Here is a 20199-nt window from a genome sequence, read left to right as displayed (position 1 = left end):
AAAAAGGCGACCGGCGCGGTGCCCGGAAAACGCCGAGGGCCGCACCCCGCGTGTCGCGGAGTGCGGCCCCTCAACGGGCGCGGGCGGCTCAGCCCTGCGGCAGCGCCGCGAGCTGGGCGGTGATCCGGGCGATGTCGGCCTCGGCGGCCTCCTGACGGCCCCGGATCTTGGCGACCACCTCGTCCGGCGCCTTGGACAGGAAGGCCTCGTTGCCGAGCTTGGCGGTGGTCTGGGCCTTCTCCTTCTCGGCGGCCGCGAGGTCCTTGGCGAGGCGCTTGCGCTCCGCCGCGACGTCGATGGTGCCGGAGAGGTCCAGCGAGACGGTGGCGCCGGCCACCGGCAGCGAGGCGGTGGCCGCGAAGCCCTCCTCGGGCACGGTCAGCCGCAGCAGCGAGCGGATCGCGTCCTCGTGGGCGGACAGCGCGGTGCCGTCCAGCTCCAGGGCGGCCGGGACGCGCTGGCCCGGCTTGAGGCCCTGGTCCGTGCGGAACCGGCGGACCTCGGTGACGACCTGCTGCAGCGTGGCGATCTCGGCCTCGGCCTCGGAGTCGCGGAAGCCGCTGTCCTTCGGCCAGTCGGCGATGACCACCGACTCGGCACCAGTGAGGGTGGTCCACAGCGTCTCGGTGACGAAGGGCACGATCGGGTGCAGCAGTCGCAGGGTGACGTCCAGGACCTCGCCGAGCACCCGGCGCGCGGCGTCGGCCTGCGGGCCGCCCTTGGCCAGGGTGGTCTTCGAGAGCTCGACGTACCAGTCGAAGACCTCGTCCCACGCGAAGTGGTACAGCGCCTCGGAGAGCTTGGAGAACTGGTAGTCCTCGTACAGCCCGTCCACCTCGGCGACGGTGCTGCCCAGGCGCGACAGGATCCAGCGGTCGGTCGCGGTCAGCTCCTCCGGCGCGGGCAGCGGGCCCTCGACGGTGGCGCCGTTCATCAGCGCGAAGCGGGTGGCGTTCCAGATCTTGTTGGCGAAGTTGCGGGCCGCCTGGACCCAGTCCTCGCCGATCGGCACGTCGACACCCGGGTTGGCACCGCGCGCGAGCGTGAAGCGCAGCGCGTCGGAGCCGTACTTGTCCATCCAGTCCAGCGGGTTGACCACGTTGCCGAAGGACTTCGACATCTTCTTGCCGTTCTGGTCACGGACCATGCCGTGCAGCGCAATGGTGTGGAACGGCGGGGTGCCGTCCATCGCGTAGAGGCCGAACATCATCATCCGGGCGACCCAGAAGAACAGGATGTCGTAGCCGGTGACCAGCACGGAGTTCGGGTAGAACTTCGCGAGGCTCTCGGTCTGCTCCGGCCAGCCGAGCGTGGAGAACGGCCACAGTCCGGAGGAGAACCAGGTGTCCAGGACGTCGGTGTCCTGGTGCCAGCCCTCGCCGGTGGGCGGCTGCTCGTCGGGGCCGACGCAGACGATCTCGCCGTTCGGGCCGTACCAGACCGGGATGCGGTGGCCCCACCACAGCTGGCGCGAGATGCACCAGTCGTGCAGGTTGTCGACCCAGTCGAAGTACCGCTTCTCCATCTCCTGCGGGTGGATCTTGACCTTGCCGTCGCGGACCGCGTCACCGGCGGCCTTGGCGAGCGGGCCGACCTTGACCCACCACTGCATGGACAGCCGCGGCTCGATGGTGGTCTTGCAGCGCGAGCAGTGGCCCACCGAGTGGACGTACGGGCGCTTCTCCGCGACGATCCGGCCCTCGGCGCGCAGCGCGGCGACGATCGCCGAGCGGGCCTCCAGGCGGTCTAGGCCGAGGAAGGGGCCGTGCGCGGTGATGACGGCGTGCTCGTCCATCACGGCGATGTTCGGCAGGTTGTGCCGCTGGCCGATCTCGAAGTCGTTGGGGTCGTGCGCGGGCGTCACCTTGACGGCGCCGGTGCCGAACTCCGGGTCGACGTGGGCGTCGGCGACGATCGGGATGCGGCGGCCGGTCAGCGGCAGCTCGATCTCGGTGCCGATCAGGTGCTTGTAGCGCTCGTCCTCCGGGTGGACGGCGACCGCGGTGTCACCGAGCATCGTCTCGGCGCGGGTGGTGGCGACGACGATGGAGTTCTCGCCCTCGCCGTAGCGGATCGAGACCAGCTCGCCGTCGTCGTCCTGGTACTCCACCTCGATGTCCGAGATGGCGGTCAGGCAGCGCGGGCACCAGTTGATGATGCGTTCGGCGCGGTAGATCAGCTCGTCGTCGAAGAGCTTCTTGAAGATGGTCTGGACGGCCTGGGAGAGGCCCTCGTCCATGGTGAAGCGCTCGCGGGACCAGTCCACGCCGTCGCCGAGGCGGCGCATCTGGCCGGAGATCTGGCCTCCCGACTCCGCCTTCCACTTCCAGACACGCTCGACGAAGGCCTCGCGGCCCAGGTCGTGGCGGGACTTGCCCTCCTTGGCGAGCTCGCGCTCGACCACGTTCTGGGTGGCGATGCCGGCGTGGTCCATGCCGGGCTGCCAGAGCGCCTCGTAGCCCTGCATCCGCTTGCGGCGCACCAGCGCGTCGATCAGCGTGTGCTCGAAGGCGTGGCCGAGGTGCAGGCTGCCGGTGACGTTCGGCGGCGGGATGACGATAGTGAACGGGGGCTTGTCGCTCTTGGCGTCCGCCGTGAAGTAGCCACGCTCTACCCAGCGCTCGTACAGCTCGCCCTCTACGTCCGCGGGGGTGTAGGTCGTCGGAAGGGTTGCCGCATCGTCCCCGGTGGTGCTCACGGGGCGCTGGTTCGTCGTGTCGGTCACGACGCACAGTTTACGTAACCCCGGGCGCTGGTTACGAACCGCTTTCGGTCCGTGGACTCGCCCCGCCCGGCGCTCCCGTCACGGGCACCGTGCGGTAGCGTGCCCGGACGCTCGTCCAGGCATCCGGACGTGCACGGAACTACCCAACACCACGATCGGCCGCGGGTGCGGCGGGGGAGCACGAGGACAGATGTACGGCCAGGGACAGCAGTATCCGCAGGGTCAGCCCTACGGCGGTCAGCCCTACGGCGGTCAGCCGCCGCAGCAGCCCTACGGCGCCCCGCAGCCCCAGTACGGGTACCCGCCGCAGCAGCAGCCCTACGGCGCGCCGCAGCAACCGTACGGCGTGCCGCCGCAGGCTCCGTACGGGCAGCCCGGCTACCCGACGCAGCCGCAGAAGGGCAAGGGCGGTCTGGTGATCGGCCTGGTGATCGGCGCCCTGGTGCTGGGCGGCGGCGGTTTCGCCGCCTGGAAGTTCCTCGGCGGCAGCGACGCGGGCGGCCAGTACAAGCTCAGCGCCCCGCAGACGCTGCTGGACGGCTACGTCCAGAAGTCTGCGAAGGAGGAGGCCGCCGACATGAGCAAGCCCGACGTCGCGAAGGTCGGCAAGGACCTGCACGCGCTGGGGGCCAGCTACAGCAAGGGCGCCGACGTCAAGAACATGGACTCCCTCTCGATCATCGGCATCTACGGGGACATCAACGACCCGGACCAGATCATCGCGGACTCCAAGAAGGACAGCGGCGGGCTGACCTGGACCACGCCGATGACCGACTACCCCGCCAAGGACAGCCACGCCTCCTCGGGCAAGCTCAGCTGCGGTGTGGCCAGCGTCATCGCGGGCAAGCCCGGGCCGACGATCTGCGTGTGGGCGGACAAGTCCACCTTCGGCCGGGTCACCTTCACCCACCTCAGCCTGAGCGCCACCGGTGACGGCGGCAACCAGGGCATCACCCCGGACCAGGCCGCGGAGAAGACCCGGGCGATCCGCGACGCCATGAAGGTCGCCAAGTAACCCGCACCTCATGCGAAGGGGCCCCGCACCGGATCCGGACGCGGGGCCCCTTCGTATGACGGCCGTCGGGTCAGGCGCTCTTCTCGCGGCGCTCGCGCTTGATCATGTCGCGCGGGACGAGGGTGGGGATGGCGTGCTTGGAGACCACGTCCCCGGTGACCACCACGCGGGCGACGTCCTGGCGCGAGGGGACCTCGTACATCACGGACATCAGCACCTCCTCCATGATGGCCCGCAGACCGCGCGCGCCGGTGCCGCGCAGGATCGCCTGGTCGGCGATCGCCTCCAGCGCGTCCCGGGAGAACTCCAGCTCCACGCCGTCCAGTTCGAAGAGCTTGCGGTACTGCTTGACCAGCGCGTTCTTCGGCTCGGTGAGGATCTGCAGCAGCGCCTCGCGGTCGAGGTTGTGCACGCTGGTGATCACCGGCAGACGACCGATGAACTCGGGGATCATGCCGAACTTCACCAGGTCCTCGGGCATCACCTGGCGGAAGTGGTCGCTGGCGTCCGACTCGCGCTTGGAGCGGATGTTGGCACCGAAGCCGATGCCCTTGGCACCCGCGCGGCCCTCGATGATCCGCTCCAGGCCGGCGAACGCGCCGCCGACGATGAACAGCACGTTGGTGGTGTCGATCTGGATGAACTCCTGGTGCGGGTGCTTGCGCCCGCCCTGCGGCGGCACCGAGGCGGTGGTGCCCTCCAGGATCTTCAGCAGCGCCTGCTGCACGCCCTCGCCGGAGACGTCGCGGGTGATCGACGGGTTCTCGCTCTTGCGGGCGACCTTGTCGATCTCGTCGATGTAGATGATCCCGGTCTCGGCCTTCTTGACGTCGTAGTCGGCCGCCTGGATCAGCTTGAGCAGGATGTTCTCGACGTCCTCGCCCACGTAGCCGGCCTCGGTCAGCGCGGTGGCGTCCGCGATCGCGAACGGCACGTTCAGCATCCGGGCCAGGGTCTGCGCCAGCAGCGTCTTGCCGGAGCCGGTAGGGCCCAGCAGCAGGATGTTGGACTTGGCCAGCTCGATGGCGTCCTCGCGGCCGTTGCCGCCGCTGCGGCCGGCCTCACCGGCCTGGACGCGCTTGTAGTGGTTGTAGACGGCGACCGACAGCGCCTTCTTGGCGAGGTCCTGGCCGACCACGTACTGGTCCAGGAACTCGTAGATCTCACGCGGCTTCGGCAGTTCCTCGAAGCGGACCTCGGAGGTCTCGGCGAGTTCCTCCTCGATGATCTCGTTGCACAGGTCGATGCACTCGTCGCAGATGTACACGCCTGGGCCGGCGATCAGCTTCTTCACCTGCTTCTGCGACTTGCCGCAGAACGAGCACTTGAGCAGGTCGCCACCGTCTCCGATGCGTGCCACGAGGTGCTTCCCCTTCGCCAGGGGCCCCGCGGGGTTTCGGGGCCTGGTGCTGTGGACCGTCCGCGCCGACGGCGCTCGGTCTCGCTATCCGACGGTACTCTGCCGGACCCGTGATTCCGTCCTCTTCGCCGGGTCTGCCCTACGCCCTGGGCGAATTGATACCGAACAGATGCCGTGACAGAGCCCGCCAACAGGCCGGGGCGGGGCGCGCAACCGGGTGCGCGCCCCGCCCCGACGGTGCCGGCCTCAGGAGGTCAGCGAGGTCTTGCGGGTGGAGATGATCTGGTCGACCAGGCCGTACTCGACGGCCTCCTCGGCGGTCAGGATCTTGTCGCGCTCGATGTCCTCGCGCACCTGCTCGACCGACTTGTTGGAGTGCTTGGAGAGCATCTCCTCCAGCTGCTCGCGCATCCGGAAGATCTCCTTGGCCTGGATCTCCAGGTCGGACACCTGACCGCGGCCGGTCTCGGTGTACGGCTGGTGGATCAGGATCCGGGCGTTCGGCAGCGCCATCCGCTTGCCGGGGGTGCCGGCGGCGAGCAGCACGGCCGCGGCGGAGGCCGCCTGGCCCATGCAGACCGTGGTGATGTCCGGCTTCACGTACTGCATCGTGTCGTAGATGGCCGTCAGGGCCGTGAACGAGCCGCCGGGCGAGTTGATGTACATCTGGATCTCGCGGTCCGGGTCCATCGACTCCAGGCACAGCAGCTGCGCCATGATGTCGTTGGCCGAGACGTCGTCCACCTGCGAGCCGAGGAAGATGATGCGCTCCTCGAACAGCTTGGCGTACGGGTCGTACTCGCGGATGCCCTGCGTGGTGCGCTCGACGAAGCGCGGGACGATGTAGCGGCCCTCGGCGCGCATGTCCTCGACGCGGGCCTTGGCGGCCGACAGGCTGGGGATGTTCATGGGGGTTCTTGTCCTCCGGGGCGTTGGGGCTGTGGTCTCGTGGGCCGGGCCGAGGCTCAGGCGCCCGTGCCGCCGCCGCCGGGGACGTCCGCGGCGCTGTGCATGATCGCGTCGATCAGGCCGTACTCCTGGGCCTCCTCCGGAGTGAACCAGCGGTCGCGGTCGGAGTCCCTGGTGATCTGCTCGAAGGACTGGCCGCTGTGGAAGGAGATCAGCTCGGACATCCGCTTCTTGGTGCGGAGCAGTTGCTCGGCCTGGATGCGGATGTCGGTGGCCGAGCCGCCGAGGCCCGCGGAGGGCTGGTGCATCAGGATGTTGGCGTTCGGCAGCGAGAAGCGCTTGCCCTTGGCGCCGGCGGTCAGCAGGAACTGGCCCATCGAGGCGGCCATGCCCATCGCGATGGTGACGACGTCGTTCTTGATGTACTGCATGGTGTCGTAGATCGCCATGCCGGCCGAGATCGAGCCGCCCGGGGAGTTGATGTAGAGGAAGATGTCCTTTTCCGGGTCCGCGGCCAGCAGCAGCAGCTGGGCGGTGATCTTGTTGGCGATGTCGTCGTCGACCTGCTGGCCGAGGAAGATGATCCGCTCGTTGAGCAGCCGGTTGTAGACCTGGTCGCCGAGGCCGCCGAGCACGTCACCAGCGGCGGCGTGCGGCGCCATCGGGCCAGGCATCTGCATCTGCGGGAACGTCACTTAGCCACCTGCTCAGTCGATTTGGACGGTCGCTCCACGGCCGTCACGGTGTCGCACAGCTTCCGGGTATCACGTCGTGATTGTTGCTGTCCAAGGACCCTAACGCGCAGGCCGCGCCGCAGAATCCCTCACGCAGAACTGTTCGCTGTGAGCGCAGGGTCGCGCCGGCGCGCGGGCGGGACGACAGCGGGCCCGGACACCGTACGGCGTCCGGGCCCGCTGTGCTGCCTCAGGGGGCTACCGGGGCTCAGGCCTCGGTGTTCTCCTCGGCGCTCTCGACGGCCTCGACGGCCTCGACGGTCTCGCCCGACTGCGCCTCGTCGACCTCGTCGTCATCGAAGTTGATCTCGTTGCCCTCGGTGTCGACGACCTTGGCGGCCTCGACCACGGTGGCCAGCGCCTTGCCGCGGGCGACCTCGCCGACCAGCAGTGGAACCTGGCCGCCCTGGACGACCTGCTGGGCGAACTGGTCCGGGGTGAGGCCCGAGCCGGCGGCGCGGCGGATGAGGTGCTCGGTGAGCTCCTCCTGGTTAACCCCCAGCTCCTCGTTGGCGACGATCTGGTCCAGGACGAACTGGGTCTTGATGCCCTTCTTCGCCTGCTCCTCGATCTCCGCGTCCCACTCCTCGCGGGTCTTGCCCTGGGTCTCCAGGTAGGTGTCGAGGTTCAGGCCCATCGGCTCGAGCTGGTGGTGCTCGACGTTGTGCTTGCGGGTCTCGATCTCGTCCTTGAGGAGCTTCTCGGGGTACTCGATCTCAACCAGCGCGAGCAGCGCGTCCAGCACCTTCTCCTGGGCCTGGGTGGCCTGGTCGTACTCCTTCATGCGCTCCAGGCGCTTGCGGGAGTCGGCGCGCAGGTCCTCCAGGGTGTCGAACTCGCTGGCCAGCTGGGCGAACTCGTCGTCCAGCTCCGGCAGCTCCTTCTCCTGGACGGCGGTGACGGTGACGGTGACCTCGGAGGTCTTGCCCGCCTGGGTGCCGCCCTTGAGCTCGGTGCTGAAGGTCTTCTCCTCGCCGGCGGACAGGCCGGTCACGGCCTCGTCGATGCCGTCGATCAGGCGGCCCGAGCCGATCTCGTAGCTGACGCCGTTGGCGGTGCCGTCCTCCGGCACCTCGCCGTCGACCTTGGCGACGAGGTCCACGACCACGATGTCACCGGCGGCGGCGGCGCGCTCGACGTCCTTGACCGAGGAGAAGCGCTCGCGCAGCTGCTCCAGCGACTTCTCGATGTCCTCGTCGGAGACGGCGATCGGGTCGACGGTCACCTCGATGGAGGAGAACTCCGGCAGGGTGATCTCCGGGCGGATGTCCACCTCGGCGGTGAACTTCAGGTCACCGCCGTCGGCGATCTTCTCGACACCCTCGATGTTGGTGATGTCGGGCTGGCCGAGGACCTCGATCTTGCCCTCGTCGACGGCCTGCGTGTAGAAGCGCGGCAGGGCGTCGTTGACGGCCTCCTCCAGCACGGCGCCACGGCCGAAACGCTGGTCGATGACGCGAGCCGGGATCTTGCCCTTGCGGAAGCCCGGAACCGTGACCTGCTGGTTGATCTTCTTGTACGCCGCGTCGAGGCTGGGCTTGAGCTCCTCGAAGGGCACCTCGACGGTGAGTCGAACCCGGGTCGGGTTCAGAGTCTCGACGGCGCTCTTCACGGTTAGGTCTCCTATGGGCTTGCGGTCAGGTTGCCTCCGCCCGATCCGTTCCGCCCGGCCGGAGCCGGTACGGGTGGTTCGGGCGAGACGGGCGATGGGCGGTTGGAGCTGCATCTCCCGTGTGGGTGGACGGTGAGCTTGACTCCTCGCCCTCGTGCGGTTGACCTGGGTGGACGCCACAGGGACTACCGCCAGCGCCCCATCCTACCGGTACCACGAAAGGCGGACGCCAGACGCCACCGTACCGCCCCAACAGAACAGGGCCCCGCCCGGTGGGCGAGACCCTGCGCACTCACTGTCGGGGTGACCGGATTCGAACCGACGGCCTTCCGCTCCCAAAGCGGACGCGCTACCAAACTGCGCCACACCCCGTGGTGCCGAGAGGAAGCGTACACGCCGGGCCTGCACGGCTCGTCGACTATTTCGGGGCGGGGCGGAAGAGGGTGCGCGACGAATGCGGTGTGCACGGGAGCGGCCGGACCAGGTACGCTGTCTCCCGAACTTCCGGCCGGAAACGGCTCGGGGGGTCGCGCGGGCGTAGCTCAATGGTAGAGCCCTAGTCTTCCAAACTAGTCACGCGAGTTCGATTCTCGTCGCCCGCTCTTCCGGTCCGGCCCCGGTGCGCCCAGCGCACCGGGGCCGTCGGCGTTCCCGGCATCCCGGGCCCCGGGAGGCCCCGGCGGCCTCAGAGCCCGAGCCGGGCGGCCCGGGCGGCGGCCCGGTCGAGCAGCTGGTGCACATCACCCTCCCGGGTGGCGGGGCGGTCGTTGTACTCGTCCGGGGAACGCGCCGGGCGCCCGGTGGCGTGCAGCACCTCCATCAGCTGGACCCGGGCGGTGCACACGGTCACCGGGGTGCCGTAGCCGTGCGCCAGGACCGCGGCCTGGGCGCCGAGCAGGCAGACCCGGCCGGCCTGGTCCCACATCGCGCCCTGCAGCCAGCCGTGGGCGCCGATGTAGCGGGAGGCGAGCCGCAGGTGGTCGGCGGCGCTGACCGGGACGGGCCGGGCGGGGCGGCGCAGCGCCCGGTCGAGCAGGGTGGCCCGGGGCACCGGGTGGCCGGCGCTCCAGGGGCGCAGGGTGCTGCCGTACCGGCAGACGTACGGCGCCGGGGTGCGCGCGGGGGCGGGCAGCGAGGCGAGGTAGGCCTCGATCTCGGCGACCAGGCCGGAGCCGTCCGGACCCGCCAGTAGCCCCGAAACCAGTAGCCCCGAAAGGGGGGTCCCGAGCGGCGGAAGGGGCGTCAGGTCGGTGCGGGGCATGCGGGTTCTCCAGGCGGGCGGCCTTCAGGTTCCGCTCCCCAAAGTGGGGCATTCGGGACATTTCCGCGACCGGAGGACCCGGGGGTCCGGGCGGTTTCCCGGTTGACGGTCGGGCCGATAGCCTCGGCTGCGTTCGAGCGCAGTTCGAGCGCGACCTCAGCCGGCGCGCTCCCGAGGTGGAGGAGTCCCGGTGCATCCGCAGGAGCGACTGGCCGTCATACAGCGCTGTGTGGTCCGGGAGATGGCGCGACTGGGCCAGGAGTTCCATCCGGACGGCGAGGTCGTGCGCGGCCCGGACACCACGGCGGTGGCGGTGCGCGAGCACCCCGGGGACGACGGCGCCGGGCACGTGGACCTCGGCTTCGTGCTGCAGCTGGGCCGGGCGGGCGCGCCGGTGGTCTGGGACTGCGCGGCGGGCCTCGGCAAGACCGAGGAGGAGAAGCTCGCGAACGCCGTGAAGATGTGGGCGACCACCACCGCCTCGGTGCTGGTCGAGCTGGCGGACGGGCGCGGGGTGCACGCCGACCACCCCGATCTGCCCGAACTCCCGGGCTGGCGCGCGGTGCAGGGCCCGGCAGCGGTGTTCGGCTTCGGCAACGAGCACCTGGCGGCGTGGCTCGCCGAGCACCGGGTGCTGCCGGCGCTGGCGCCCGCGCTGCGCGCGGAGCTGACCGGGCCGGGCCCGGTGGGGGTGAAGCTCTTCCTGGGCGGGAAGGCGGGCGACGACGTCGCCGAGGTCCGGGTGGGCGGCGAGGTGTCGGAGGCGGCCTCCGCGGCGCTCCGCGCGCTGGACTGGCCGCGCGGTGAACGACTGTGCTGGGCACGGCTGTTCGTACTACTGACCGCGGAGCGGGCAGCGCCGGTCACGGCCGCGCCGACGGGTGCCGCGGCACCCGCGCCCCTGCGCGTCCCGGCCCCGGCGGCGGCACGCCCCCGGGGTCTGTTCGCCCGCTGGCGGGAGGCCAGACGGGCCGGCCGGTGACCCGGCGGCCCGGCCCGGTCAGCCGCCGGTGATGCTGGAGATGCTGTGCGCCAAGTTGGACAGCAGGGAGTTGATCGAGGTCGCCATGGTGGTCTCGTGCAGCATGAAGCCGAACAGGGCGGCGACGATCGCGTGCGGGATCTTCAGCTGCTTGTTCCGGATGAAGATGATGCACAGGATCGCGAACAGGACCAGCGCGGAGACGGAGAGTGCCACCCGGACTCACTTCCTCGTTTCATAGCGTGGTGCCGCCGCCCGGCGGCACCTGCGAAGCCGGACCCCGGCCTGTCCGACGGTCCCGAGGCGGAATCGCGGACCGTCCGGCGCAGTGCCGGTGAGGGAGCCCGCGCTCGACCGCTGTCTGACGTGCCGCACGTGTCGCCCCCCATCCCCCGAATCCTGAACAGTCCCGCCCGGACTCAGTGTGGTCGACCGTGCCGATTGCGTAAAGGTCTGACTGTCAGCCCAACGCCGATATCCTGCGATGCGAGACGAGTTTCCGCCGACCGGGACGATAGCGGAGCCGTTCTGACGAATGGTCGGCGGGGCGGTGCTGAGCGGCCGGGAAACGTCCGGGGGCAGGGAGCGGAAGCCGCTGATCCGGTCAGCCGACGGGGCGTCCGATATGGCCGAAGATCAGCTGCCAGGCTTGACAGCGGGGTGCCGGTGGCATGTGACGTCGGGTCCGGCGGATCCGGCCCCGTCGTGCCGGGACGTGCCGTCAGTCGCGCCAGAGCAGCAGGACCGCGCGGTCGTCGTTGATGTCCCGGGCCACCGTCTCGATCAGCGCGGCCGCGGCCCCCGCACCGGTGCCCGGGGCACCGCCGGGGACCAGTCGGTCCGCCTCCCCCATCAGCCGGTCCATGCCCTCGGCGAGGTCCCGGCCCGGCGCCTCGACCATGCCGTCGGTGCAGAGCATCAGCACGTCACCGCGGTTCAGCCGGCCGCGCACGCCCTCGAACTTGGCGCCGTCGTAGATCCCGAGCAGCGGGCCCTCGGCCTCCTTGACCTCCCAGCGGCCGGCGCCCGCCAGCCGCTGCATGCCCGGCAGGTGCCCGGCCGAGAGCAGCTCGTACTCGCCGGTGTCCAGGTCCAGCACCAGGTGGACGGCGGTGGCGAAGCCCTCCTCCCAGGACTGGCGCAGCAGGTAGCCGTTGGCGGCGGGCAGGAAGTCGTGCGCGGGCAGCGAGCCGACCAGGCCGCCGAAGGCGCCGGACAGCAGCAGCGCCCGGGAGCCGGCGTCCATGCCCTTGCCGGAGACGTCCGCGAGGACCACCTCCAGCAGCCGCTGGCCGGGGCCGGTGCGGGCGGCCACCACGAAGTCGCCGGAGAAGGACTGCCCGCCGGCCGGGCACAGCGCCATGTCGGCGTGCCAGCCGTCCGGCAGCCGGGGAACCCGGCTCTGCACCCGCAGCCGCTCGCGCAGGTCGAACAGCATGGTGGAGCCGCCCCACCAGGGCACGCCGACCCGGGCCCGGAACTGGGCCAGCAGCAGGCCGCCCACGCCGGCGGCGCCGACCACCAGGGCCGCGCCGGGGGTGACGCCGTAGACGTAGGCCTCCGGGTTCTCGCTGGCGACCCGCTGGCCGGTGTGGATCACGGACTCGGCGGACAGGCCGAGGGCGGCCAGCGCGTAGAGCACCACCAGGCTGCCGGGGCGCAGCAGCAGCGCGCCGGCCAGGATCGGCAGGACCAGGGCGGTGGGCGGGGCCCAGTCGGGGATCCAGACGTTGAGCACGATCAGCAGCGGGACGAGCAGGGCGAGCGCGCAGAGCACCGGCCAGTCGGCGGCGCCGCCGCGGAAGTAGTCGACACCGGCCGTGCGCAGCCTTCGGCGGACCCGGCGGAGCCTCTTGCGCAGCCGGGCCGTCACGGGCTCGGACGCCGGGGCGACGCCGGGCCTCGTCGCAGTCGTCTGGGGCGTTGCGCCCGGCGGTCTGCCAGCCATGGGGCCCGACCCTATCCACGGGTGCGGCCCGGCGTCGACGGCTCGGGGGCGGTCGACGGCGTCGGCGCGCGGGGCGCTCAGCGGGTTTCGGCCGATCGGAGCGGTGCCGGGCGCGCCGTCAGGAGGCGTACGCCGGTTGGGCGTACGGAACAGGCGCGCGGTGTGCGCGCCCTGCGTGCGGGGGTGTGCGCGCGCCGGGGCCTGTGGCCGATCCCACAGGTCCGGGGCTTGCGGCGGGTCTCGCGGATCCCTACCGGGCCCCGGGCGGAAACGGCGGCGGCCGGCCGCACGGGAGGTGCGGCCGGCCGTCGGGGACGGGTGGGGGCGGGATCAGCCCTGCGGGTGGTGGGCCGGGATCGGCGGGAGCTCGCCGGTGGTCTCGTACTCGCTCAGCATCTCGATCCGGCGGGTGTGCCGCGACTCGCCGCTGTAGGGGGTGTTGAGGAAGACCTCGACGAACTCGGTGGCCTCCTCGACGGTGTGCATGCGCCCACCGATGGAGATCACGTTGGCGTTGTTGTGCTGACGGCCGAGCTCGGCGGTCAGCACGCTCCAGGCCAGCGCCGCGCGGACGCCCTTGACCTTGTTGGCGGCGATCGCCTCGCCGTTGCCCGAGCCGCCGATCACGATGCCCAGGGCCTCCGGGTCGGCGGCGGTGCGCTCGGCGGCGCGCAGGCAGAACGGCGGGTAGTCGTCCTCGGCGTCGTAGATGTGCGGCCCGCAGTCGACCGGCTCGTGGCCGGCCCCCTTCAGCCACTCCACCAGGTGGTTCTTCAGTTCGTATCCGGCATGGTCGGAGCCCAGGTACACGCGCATGCCATGAGTGTGGCATGCGCGTGCGCCCGGACCCGACAACGGGGGCGTCAGCGCTTGCCGAGCAGCTTCCAGGCCAGCGGCAGGGCGCCGGCGGCGAAGGCGGCCTTGAGCGCGTCGCCGACCAGGTACGGGTAGAGACCGAGCTCGGCGGCGCGGGCGAGCGACACGTGCAGGGTGAAGGCCAGGTAGGGGACGCCGACGGCGTAGATGGCCAGGCTGCCGAGGACCATGGTGACGGCGGTGTTCACCGGGGTGCGGTCGGCACCGCGGCGGGCGAGCGCGCCGGTCACGGCGGCGGCGAGGACGAAGCCGAGCACGTAGCCGAAGGAGGGCATGGCCCAGCCGGAGGCGCCCTCGGCGAACCAGGGCATGCCCGCCATGCCGGCCAGCAGGTAGAGAGCGAGCGAGGCGACGCCGCGGCGGGCCCCGAGCGCGGTGCCGACCAGCAGGGCGGCGAAGGTCTGGCCGGTGACCGGCACCGGCGAGCCGGGGACGTTCACCGACAGCTGGGCGGCCACACCGGTCAGCGCGGCGCCGCCGACCACCAGGGCGAGGTCGCGGGCCTGGGCACCGAGGCGGGTGGAGGCGGCGGGCAGCAGGTCGGCGAGAACGGCGCGGCGCGCTATCGGGGTGGTGGCAGTGGCCATCGGGGGATCCTCCGTAAGGGTCCAGGTGAGTGAACACCTGTGAACCTACGCGGTGATCCACTGCGTCACCGCCACGGTTTCGGACAAAGCCCCGCCCTCGGGCGTTGTCGGAACCGGCCCGAAACGACGTTCTGTCGCGCGGCGGTCACGCTGAGGTGTGACCGGGTCCGCATGGTGGGCCTGAAGCGGATGTTCTTGGCATGAACAACGGCTCCCCGGATATTGGACAACTCATGCCGCATTCCGCACAGTCTGGATCCACGCCTATGGCCCCCACCCCCGCACCCACGGCGCCCGGGACCACCGAAGCCGCCACCCGAGCGGGCTCAGGCCCGGCGCCCGGCCAGCAGCTCAGCCACGGGCTCAAGCAGCGCCACCTGTCGATGATCGCCCTCGGCGGCGTCATCGGCGCCGGCCTCTTCGTTGGCTCCGGCGCGGGCATCGCGGCCGCCGGTCCGGCGATCATCCTCGCCTTCGCCCTCTCCGGCGTGCTGGTCATGCTGATCATGCGGATGCTCGGCGAGATGTCCGCCGCCCGTCCGGCCTCCGGCTCGTTCTCGGTGCACGCCGAGAAGGAGATCGGCCCCTGGGCCGGGATCACGGCCGGCTGGATGTACTGGGTGATGCTCTGCTGCGGCGTGGCCGCCGAGGCCACCGCCGCCGGGAAGATCGTCAACGGCTGGATACCCGGCGTTTCGGCCTGGGTCTGGGTCGGCCTGTTCATGGTCTTCTTCTGCGTCAGCAACCTGACCGCGGTGAAGAACTTCGGTGAGTTCGAGTTCTGGTTCGCCACCATCAAGGTCGCCGCGATCGTCGCCTTCCTGGTCCTCGGCGGGCTCGGCATCGCCGGTGTGATCGGCCCCGGCTCCCCCGGCACGAGCAACCTCACCGGTCAGGGCGGCTTCCTGCCCAACGGCGTCAGCGGGCTGGTCGTCGGCCTGCTCGCCTCGGTCTTCGCCTACGGCGGCCTGGAGACGGTGACCATCGCCGCGGCCGAGTCCGACGATCCCAAGAAGAACGTCGCCAGCGCGGTGCGCACGGCGGTGTGGCGGATCGCGATCTTCTACATCGGCTCGATGGCCCTGGTGGTCACCCTGGTCTCATGGAAGGACCCGGCGGTCGTCGCCGACGGCCCGTACGTCACGGTGCTGCGCCACCTCGGGGTGCCCGCGGCCGGGACGATCATGGAGGCGGTGGTGCTGATCGCACTGCTGTCCGCCATGAACGCCAACATCTACGGCGCCTCCCGGATGGCGTACTCGCTGGTCGGCCGCGGCCAGGGCCCCAAGGCGCTGGCCAAGGTCAGCGGCGGGGTGCCGCGCCGGGCCGTGCTGGCCTCCTGCCTGTTCGGCTTCGGCGCCGTGCTGGCCGCCAAGTTCTGGCCCGCCACCGTGTTCACCTGGCTGATGAACACCACGGGCGTGGCGATCCTGGTGGTCTGGCTGTTCATCTGCGTCGTCCAGCTGCGGATGCGCCGCCGGCTGGAGCGGGAGGCGCCCGAGCTGCTCACCGTGAAGATGTGGGGCTACCCGTACCTGACCTGGGTCGCGATGGCCGCCGTGGCCGGCGTCCTCGCGCTGATGACCACCACCGAGGGCAACCGCCAGCAGCTGTACGCGGCCGGGGTGCTGGTCTCGCTGCTGATCGCGGGCGGCCTGGTCAAGCAGCGCCGGGACGCGGCCGCCCGCTAGGAAACCCGGTGGGCCTACTCGAAGGACGGACCCGCCGTGCGGGTGCGCTTGATCTCGTAGAAGCCCGGGGTGGAGGCCACCAGCAGGGTGCCGTCCCAGAGCCGGGCCGCGGCCTCGCCCTTCGGGGCCGGGGTGACGACCGGGCCGAAGAAGGCGACCCGCTCGCCGTCCGCGCCCTCGACCGCGATCACCGGGGTGCCAACGTCCTCGCCGACCAGGGTGATGCCCTCCTTGTGCGAGGCGCGCAGGGCCTCGTCGTAGGCGTCGGTGTCGGCCGCGTCCGCCAGCTCGGCGGGCAGGCCGGCGGCCACCAGGGCGGCCTCGATGGTCTCCCGGTTCTGCGGCAGGCCCTGGTTGTGGAAGCGCAGGCCCAGCTCGGTGTAGAGCCGGCCCAGCACCTCCTCGCCGTGCTGCTGGGCGGCCGCGATGCAGACCCGCACCGCGCCCCAGGCGTTGTCCAGCAGCTCGCGGTACTGCTGCGGCAGGTCGCGGTGCTCGTTGAGCACCGACAGGCTCATCACGTGCCAGTTCACGTCGACCGGCCGCAGCTGCTGGACCTCGATCAGCCAGCGGGACGTCATCCACGCCCACGGGCAGGCCGGGTCGAACCAGAAGTCGGCGGTCTTGCGCTCAGCGGCAGTCATCACTGGGGTCTCGTCCTTCATGAGGTGATCCGAGGCAGCGGGGTGTTCCCCCTCCAGCACCCCAACACCCGTCCGGCACCGGTGATTCCGGCCCCGACGCGGCGGCCTGTGCAATGGTACTGGTCAGGGTGCGCGTGAAAGGATGACCCTGCGTGCGCGACGCACACCGCGCACGGGACCGCACCACCCACAGACGCACCACCGTGCGAGCCGGACAAAGGAGTACCGCCGTGCCGGGCAAGAACCTGAGCCGCGAGGAAGCACAGCAGCGAGCCGGCATCCTGGCCGTGGACAGCTACCGGGTCCAGCTGGACCTGACCTCGGCCCCCGACCCGGCCACCGCCACCTTCCGCTCCACCACCACCGTCGCCTTCCGCTGCTCCCAGCCCGGCACCGCCACCTTCCTCGACCTGCTCGCCCCGGCCGTCCGCTCGGTCACCCTCAACGGCCGTGCCCTGGACCCGGCCACCGCCTACGACGGCGCCCGGGTGCACGTCGACGACCTGGCCGCCGAGAACGTCCTCACCATCGAGGCGGACTGCGCCTACAGCCGCACCGGCGAGGGCCTGCACCGCTTCGTCGACCCGGTGGACGGCGAGACCTACCTCTACACCCACTACGAGCCGGCCGACGCCCGGCGGGTGTTCGCCAACTTCGAACAGCCCGATCTGAAGGCCCCGTTCAGCTTCACGGTGACCGCCCCGGCCGCCTGGGACGTGTGGTCCAACGCCGTGCACGAGACCGTGACCGAGGAAGGCGCCGCCCGCACCTGGGAGTTCGCGCCGACCAAGCCGATCTCCACCTACCTCACCGCCGTGGTGGCCGGCCCGTACCACGTCGCCCGCGACCACTACAGCCGCGAACTCGCCGACGGCACCACCCTGGAGATCCCGCTCTCCGCGATGTGCCGCCAGTCGCTCGCCCCGTACTTCGACGCGGAGGAGATCCTCGGCGTCACCAAGCTCGGACTCGACTTCTTCCACGAGGAGTTCGACTTCCCGTACCCCTTCGGCAAGTACGACCAGACCTTTGTCCCCGAGTACAACATCGGCGCGATGGAGAACCCGGGCTGCGTCACCTTCAAGGAGGAGTTCGTCTTCCGCTCGAAGGTCACCGACGCCGCCTACGAGTCCCGCGCCAACGTCATCCTGCACGAGATGGCGCACATGTGGTTCGGCGACCTGGTCACCCCGCGCTGGTGGGACGACCTGTGGCTGAAGGAGTCCTTCGCCGACTTCATGGGCTCCTACGGCCTGATCGGCGCCCGCACCCGGTACTCCTCCGCCTGGGTCACCTTCGCCAACCAGCGCAAGGCCTGGGCCCACCGGCAGGACCAGTTCCCCACCACCCACCCGATCACCGCCGACATCCGCGACCTCGAGGACGCCAAGCTCAACTTCGACGGCATCACCTACGCCAAGGGCGCCGCCGTCCTCAAGCAGCTGGTCGCGTACGTCGGTTCGGAGGCCTTCTTCGAGGGCGCCCGCCGCTACTTCAAGCGGCACGCCTTCGGCAACACCGAACTGGCCGACCTGCTGGACGTGCTGGAGGAGACCAGCGGGCGCGACCTCAAGAGCTGGGCCGCCGCCTGGCTGCAGACCTCCGGGGTAAACGCGCTCACCCCGCAGGTCACCACCGACGCCGAGGGCCGGATCACCGAACTCGCCGTCCTCCAGGACACTCCGATTGATTCTGCGACTCCGTCGCGCGGCGTCCTCCGCCCGCACCGGATCGCGGTCGGCCTGTACGACCGGGACGCCGACGGCGCCCTGGTGCGCACCGACCGGATCGAGCTGGACGTCACCGGCGCCCGTACGGTCGTCGCCGAAGCGGTCGGCCGCCCGCGCCCGGCCCTGGTCCTGCTCAACGACGAGGACCTGACCTACTGCAAGATCCGCTTCGACGCCGACTCGCTGGAGACCCTGCGCACCGGCCTCGGCGACATCCGCGACGAGCTGGCCCGCGCGCTCGCCTGGTCCGCCGTCTGGAACCTCACCCGGGACGGCCTGATGCCGGCCCGCGACTACGTCGCCCTGGTGCTGCGCTTCGCCGGCCAGGAGGGCAACATCGGCGTGCTGCAGTCGCTGCACGCCCAGGCCAGGACCGCCGTCGACCTGTACGCCGCCCCCGAGTGGCGCGCCGAGGGCACCCGGCAGCTCGCCGACGGCGCCCTGCGCGAGCTGCGCGAGGCCGTCCCCGGCAGCGACCACCAGCTGGCCTGGGCCCGATTCCTGGCCCAGACCGCGGGCGGTGCCGAGCACCTCGGCCTGGTCCGCGGCCTGCTGGCCGGCAGCGCCCGGATCGACGGCCTGGAGGTCGACCAGGAGCTGCGCTGGTCGCTGTGGCTGGCGCTGGCCGCCGCCGGGCAGGCCGCCGACGAGGAACTGGCCGGGGAACTGGCCGCCGACAACACCGCGGGCGGCAAGCGCCAGTACACCCAGTGCCTGGCCGCCCGGCCCACCCCGGAGGCCAAGGCCGCCGCCTGGTCGGCCGTGATCGACTCGGACGAGCTGCCGAGCGCCCTGGTCGAGGCCAACACCGCGGGCTTCTCGATCCCCTCCCAGCGGGACCTGACCGCCCTCTACGCGGCACCGTACTTCAAGCTGCTGGAGAAGGTCTGGGCCGAGCGGACCATCGAGATCGCGATGCGGATCGTCGGCGGCTTCTTCCCGATCGCCCAGACCGACGAGCAGACCCTGGCCGAGGCCGACGCCTGGCTGTCCGGCCGCCCGCAGGCCGCGCCGGCGCTGCGCCGCCTGGTGCTGGAGCGCCGGGACGACCTGGCCCGCGCGCTGCGGGCGCAGGCGCCCGGCTGCGGCCAGGCACCGAGCCCGAGGCCGCCGGGGGTGTCGCTGCCCCACATCAGGAAGTAGCTCGGCTCGGTGTAGACGTCGAAGTAGCAGTAGCGGTCGACGGCCCCGCCGGCCGAGGAGAGGAACTTGGTGAGGTAGAAGCCGGAGACCGCGACGAACGTCGCCACGGTCGAGCCGATCAGCAGCAGGGCCGTGACCAGGGCGCCGGCCCCGTGGGTGCGCCACTGCCGGACGAGCAGGATGACGCCCATCAGCATCAGACCGGCCGCGGACCAGACGAACCAGCCCGAGTACAGCAGGAAGAGCAGGCCGAGCACGGCCCCGACGACGGCCCCCAGCACGGCGGCGCGGCTCCGGCTGAGCAGTTGGGAGCGCTGGATGAGCTGCAGCAGCTTCGCCAGCACCGGGAGCAGCCCGACCAGCACGATGGTGGTGTACGGCTTGTACGGGTCAGCCAGCGGCAGCGAGGCGGTGACGCCGATGCCCAGGGCCCACAGCGGCGGCAGGATCAGCCGCCAGGCGACGTAGGCCGTCGGTCCCAGCAGCGCGGTGAACGCCAGGCTGACCATCTTGAGCGCGTGGCCGGGGTCGCTGTTGGTGAAGTGCTGGGTGTACCAGCCGAGCAGGTGGGGGAAGAGCGGCGGGTAGGTGTCGTCGATCGGCTGGCCGTGGATGAGGTTGTACGCCCACCCCTGCAGCACGCCGGCGTCCCCGATCTGGCCGTAGAGCGACCAAGGGGTGCCGCGCAGCGCGAGCGCGACGGCGCCGGCGAGCACGCCGCTGGAGAGCCCCGCGAATATCGCGGCGCCGAATTGCACCGGAAGTATCGACCAGCGGCGCATGGCGATCATCAGCACCCCGACCGTGGCGCCCATCGCGATCAGCAGAATGAGCTGGAGCCCGGCGAGGCCGCTGACCTGACCGACACGAACCATCGGATCGATGTCGATGAATCGGGTCATCCAGGTCATGAACATGGCGGCCACTACGCCGATGACGCCCTCGACCGCCAGCCACCAGGCTGAGCTCTCACGCCGGTACA

At 71.0% G+C, this 20199-nt stretch carries 15 protein-coding genes and 2 tRNA genes; 5 read left to right on the top strand and 12 right to left on the bottom strand.

Annotated features, from left to right (window positions below):
* Nucleotides 1-88: 88 nt before the first annotated feature.
* A complete protein-coding gene (locus ACWC9T_RS02415) occupies nucleotides 89-2725 on the bottom strand; it encodes a valine--tRNA ligase (RefSeq protein WP_449819171.1) in 2637 nt (878 codons plus the stop codon).
* Nucleotides 2726-2915: 190 nt separating this feature from the next.
* On the opposite strand from ACWC9T_RS02415, the gene ACWC9T_RS02410 reads away from it, so the two are divergent.
* Nucleotides 2916-3740 (top strand): hypothetical protein, encoded by an 825-nt coding sequence (locus tag ACWC9T_RS02410; protein ID WP_449819170.1) that lies wholly within the window; start codon nucleotides 2916-2918, stop codon nucleotides 3738-3740.
* A gap of 70 nt (nucleotides 3741-3810) precedes the next feature.
* Here ACWC9T_RS02410 and clpX read toward each other — a convergent pair whose 3' ends face one another.
* The 5 genes from clpX to ACWC9T_RS02385 all read right to left on the bottom strand — a co-directional run bounded on the left by clpX (nucleotide 3811) and on the right by ACWC9T_RS02385 (nucleotide 8727).
* A complete protein-coding gene (clpX, locus tag ACWC9T_RS02405; protein WP_063347569.1) occupies nucleotides 3811-5100 on the bottom strand; it encodes an ATP-dependent Clp protease ATP-binding subunit ClpX in 1290 nt (429 codons plus the stop codon).
* Between the two features lie 246 nt (nucleotides 5101-5346).
* Nucleotides 5347-6009, bottom strand: coding sequence for an ATP-dependent Clp protease proteolytic subunit (locus ACWC9T_RS02400; RefSeq protein ID WP_153460658.1), 663 nt, complete (start codon nucleotides 6007-6009; stop codon nucleotides 5347-5349).
* Nucleotides 6010-6065: 56 nt separating this feature from the next.
* Entirely contained in the window at nucleotides 6066-6683 is a 618-nt protein-coding gene (locus tag ACWC9T_RS02395; RefSeq protein ID WP_449819197.1) for an ATP-dependent Clp protease proteolytic subunit, read from the bottom strand.
* 268 nt (nucleotides 6684-6951) lie between these two features.
* Complete coding sequence (gene tig, locus ACWC9T_RS02390; protein ID WP_449819169.1) at nucleotides 6952-8355, bottom strand: trigger factor; 1404 nt, start codon at nucleotides 8353-8355, stop codon at nucleotides 6952-6954.
* A gap of 298 nt (nucleotides 8356-8653) precedes the next feature.
* A tRNA-Pro gene (locus ACWC9T_RS02385) sits at nucleotides 8654-8727 on the bottom strand.
* A 159-nt stretch (nucleotides 8728-8886) separates the two neighbouring features.
* Here ACWC9T_RS02385 and ACWC9T_RS02380 point away from each other — a divergent pair.
* Nucleotides 8887-8957, top strand: a tRNA-Gly gene (locus ACWC9T_RS02380).
* A gap of 83 nt (nucleotides 8958-9040) precedes the next feature.
* Here ACWC9T_RS02380 and ACWC9T_RS02375 read toward each other — a convergent pair.
* The gene (locus ACWC9T_RS02375; RefSeq protein WP_449819168.1) at nucleotides 9041-9616 is read right to left on the bottom strand and encodes a DUF6197 family protein; all 576 of its coding nucleotides are present in this window, start codon (nucleotides 9614-9616) and stop codon (nucleotides 9041-9043) included.
* Nucleotides 9617-9806: 190 nt separating this feature from the next.
* Here ACWC9T_RS02375 and ACWC9T_RS02370 point away from each other — a divergent pair, with 190 nt between their 5' ends.
* Entirely contained in the window at nucleotides 9807-10598 is a 792-nt protein-coding gene (locus ACWC9T_RS02370) for a DUF6348 family protein (RefSeq protein WP_449819167.1), read from the top strand.
* Nucleotides 10599-10616: 18 nt separating this feature from the next.
* Here the strand turns inward: ACWC9T_RS02370 and ACWC9T_RS02365 are convergent, their stop codons facing one another.
* From ACWC9T_RS02365 to ACWC9T_RS02350, 4 genes are all read right to left on the bottom strand, one after another.
* Nucleotides 10617-10814, bottom strand: coding sequence for a hypothetical protein (locus ACWC9T_RS02365; RefSeq protein ID WP_355669551.1), 198 nt, complete (start codon nucleotides 10812-10814; stop codon nucleotides 10617-10619).
* 505 nt (nucleotides 10815-11319) lie between these two features.
* On the bottom strand, nucleotides 11320-12546 hold the full coding sequence (locus ACWC9T_RS02360) for a PP2C family protein-serine/threonine phosphatase (RefSeq protein WP_449819166.1): 1227 nt from the start codon (nucleotides 12544-12546) through the stop codon (nucleotides 11320-11322).
* A 330-nt stretch (nucleotides 12547-12876) separates the two neighbouring features.
* Nucleotides 12877-13362: a ribose-5-phosphate isomerase gene (locus ACWC9T_RS02355; protein WP_449819165.1), complete on the bottom strand. Its 486-nt coding sequence runs from the start codon at nucleotides 13360-13362 to the stop codon at nucleotides 12877-12879.
* 47 nt (nucleotides 13363-13409) lie between these two features.
* Entirely contained in the window at nucleotides 13410-14009 is a 600-nt protein-coding gene (locus tag ACWC9T_RS02350) for a biotin transporter BioY (RefSeq protein WP_449819164.1), read from the bottom strand.
* A gap of 266 nt (nucleotides 14010-14275) precedes the next feature.
* Here ACWC9T_RS02350 and ACWC9T_RS02345 point away from each other — a divergent pair, with 266 nt between their 5' ends.
* Nucleotides 14276-15700 (top strand): amino acid permease, encoded by a 1425-nt coding sequence (locus ACWC9T_RS02345; RefSeq protein WP_449819163.1) that lies wholly within the window; start codon nucleotides 14276-14278, stop codon nucleotides 15698-15700.
* A gap of 14 nt (nucleotides 15701-15714) precedes the next feature.
* Here ACWC9T_RS02345 and ACWC9T_RS02340 read toward each other — a convergent pair whose 3' ends face one another.
* Entirely contained in the window at nucleotides 15715-16344 is a 630-nt protein-coding gene (locus ACWC9T_RS02340) for a mycothiol-dependent nitroreductase Rv2466c family protein (RefSeq protein ID WP_449819162.1), read from the bottom strand.
* Between the two features lie 230 nt (nucleotides 16345-16574).
* On the opposite strand from ACWC9T_RS02340, the gene pepN reads away from it, so the two are divergent.
* The gene (gene pepN, locus ACWC9T_RS02335; RefSeq protein ID WP_449819161.1) at nucleotides 16575-19217 is read left to right on the top strand and encodes an aminopeptidase N; all 2643 of its coding nucleotides are present in this window, start codon (nucleotides 16575-16577) and stop codon (nucleotides 19215-19217) included.
* The last annotated feature ends 982 nt before the right edge of the window (nucleotides 19218-20199 follow it).

The organism is Kitasatospora sp. NPDC001159 (assembly GCF_053598235.1).
Note: the sequence above shows the minus strand (reverse complement) of the source record. Positions and strands in the feature narration are given on the sequence as shown.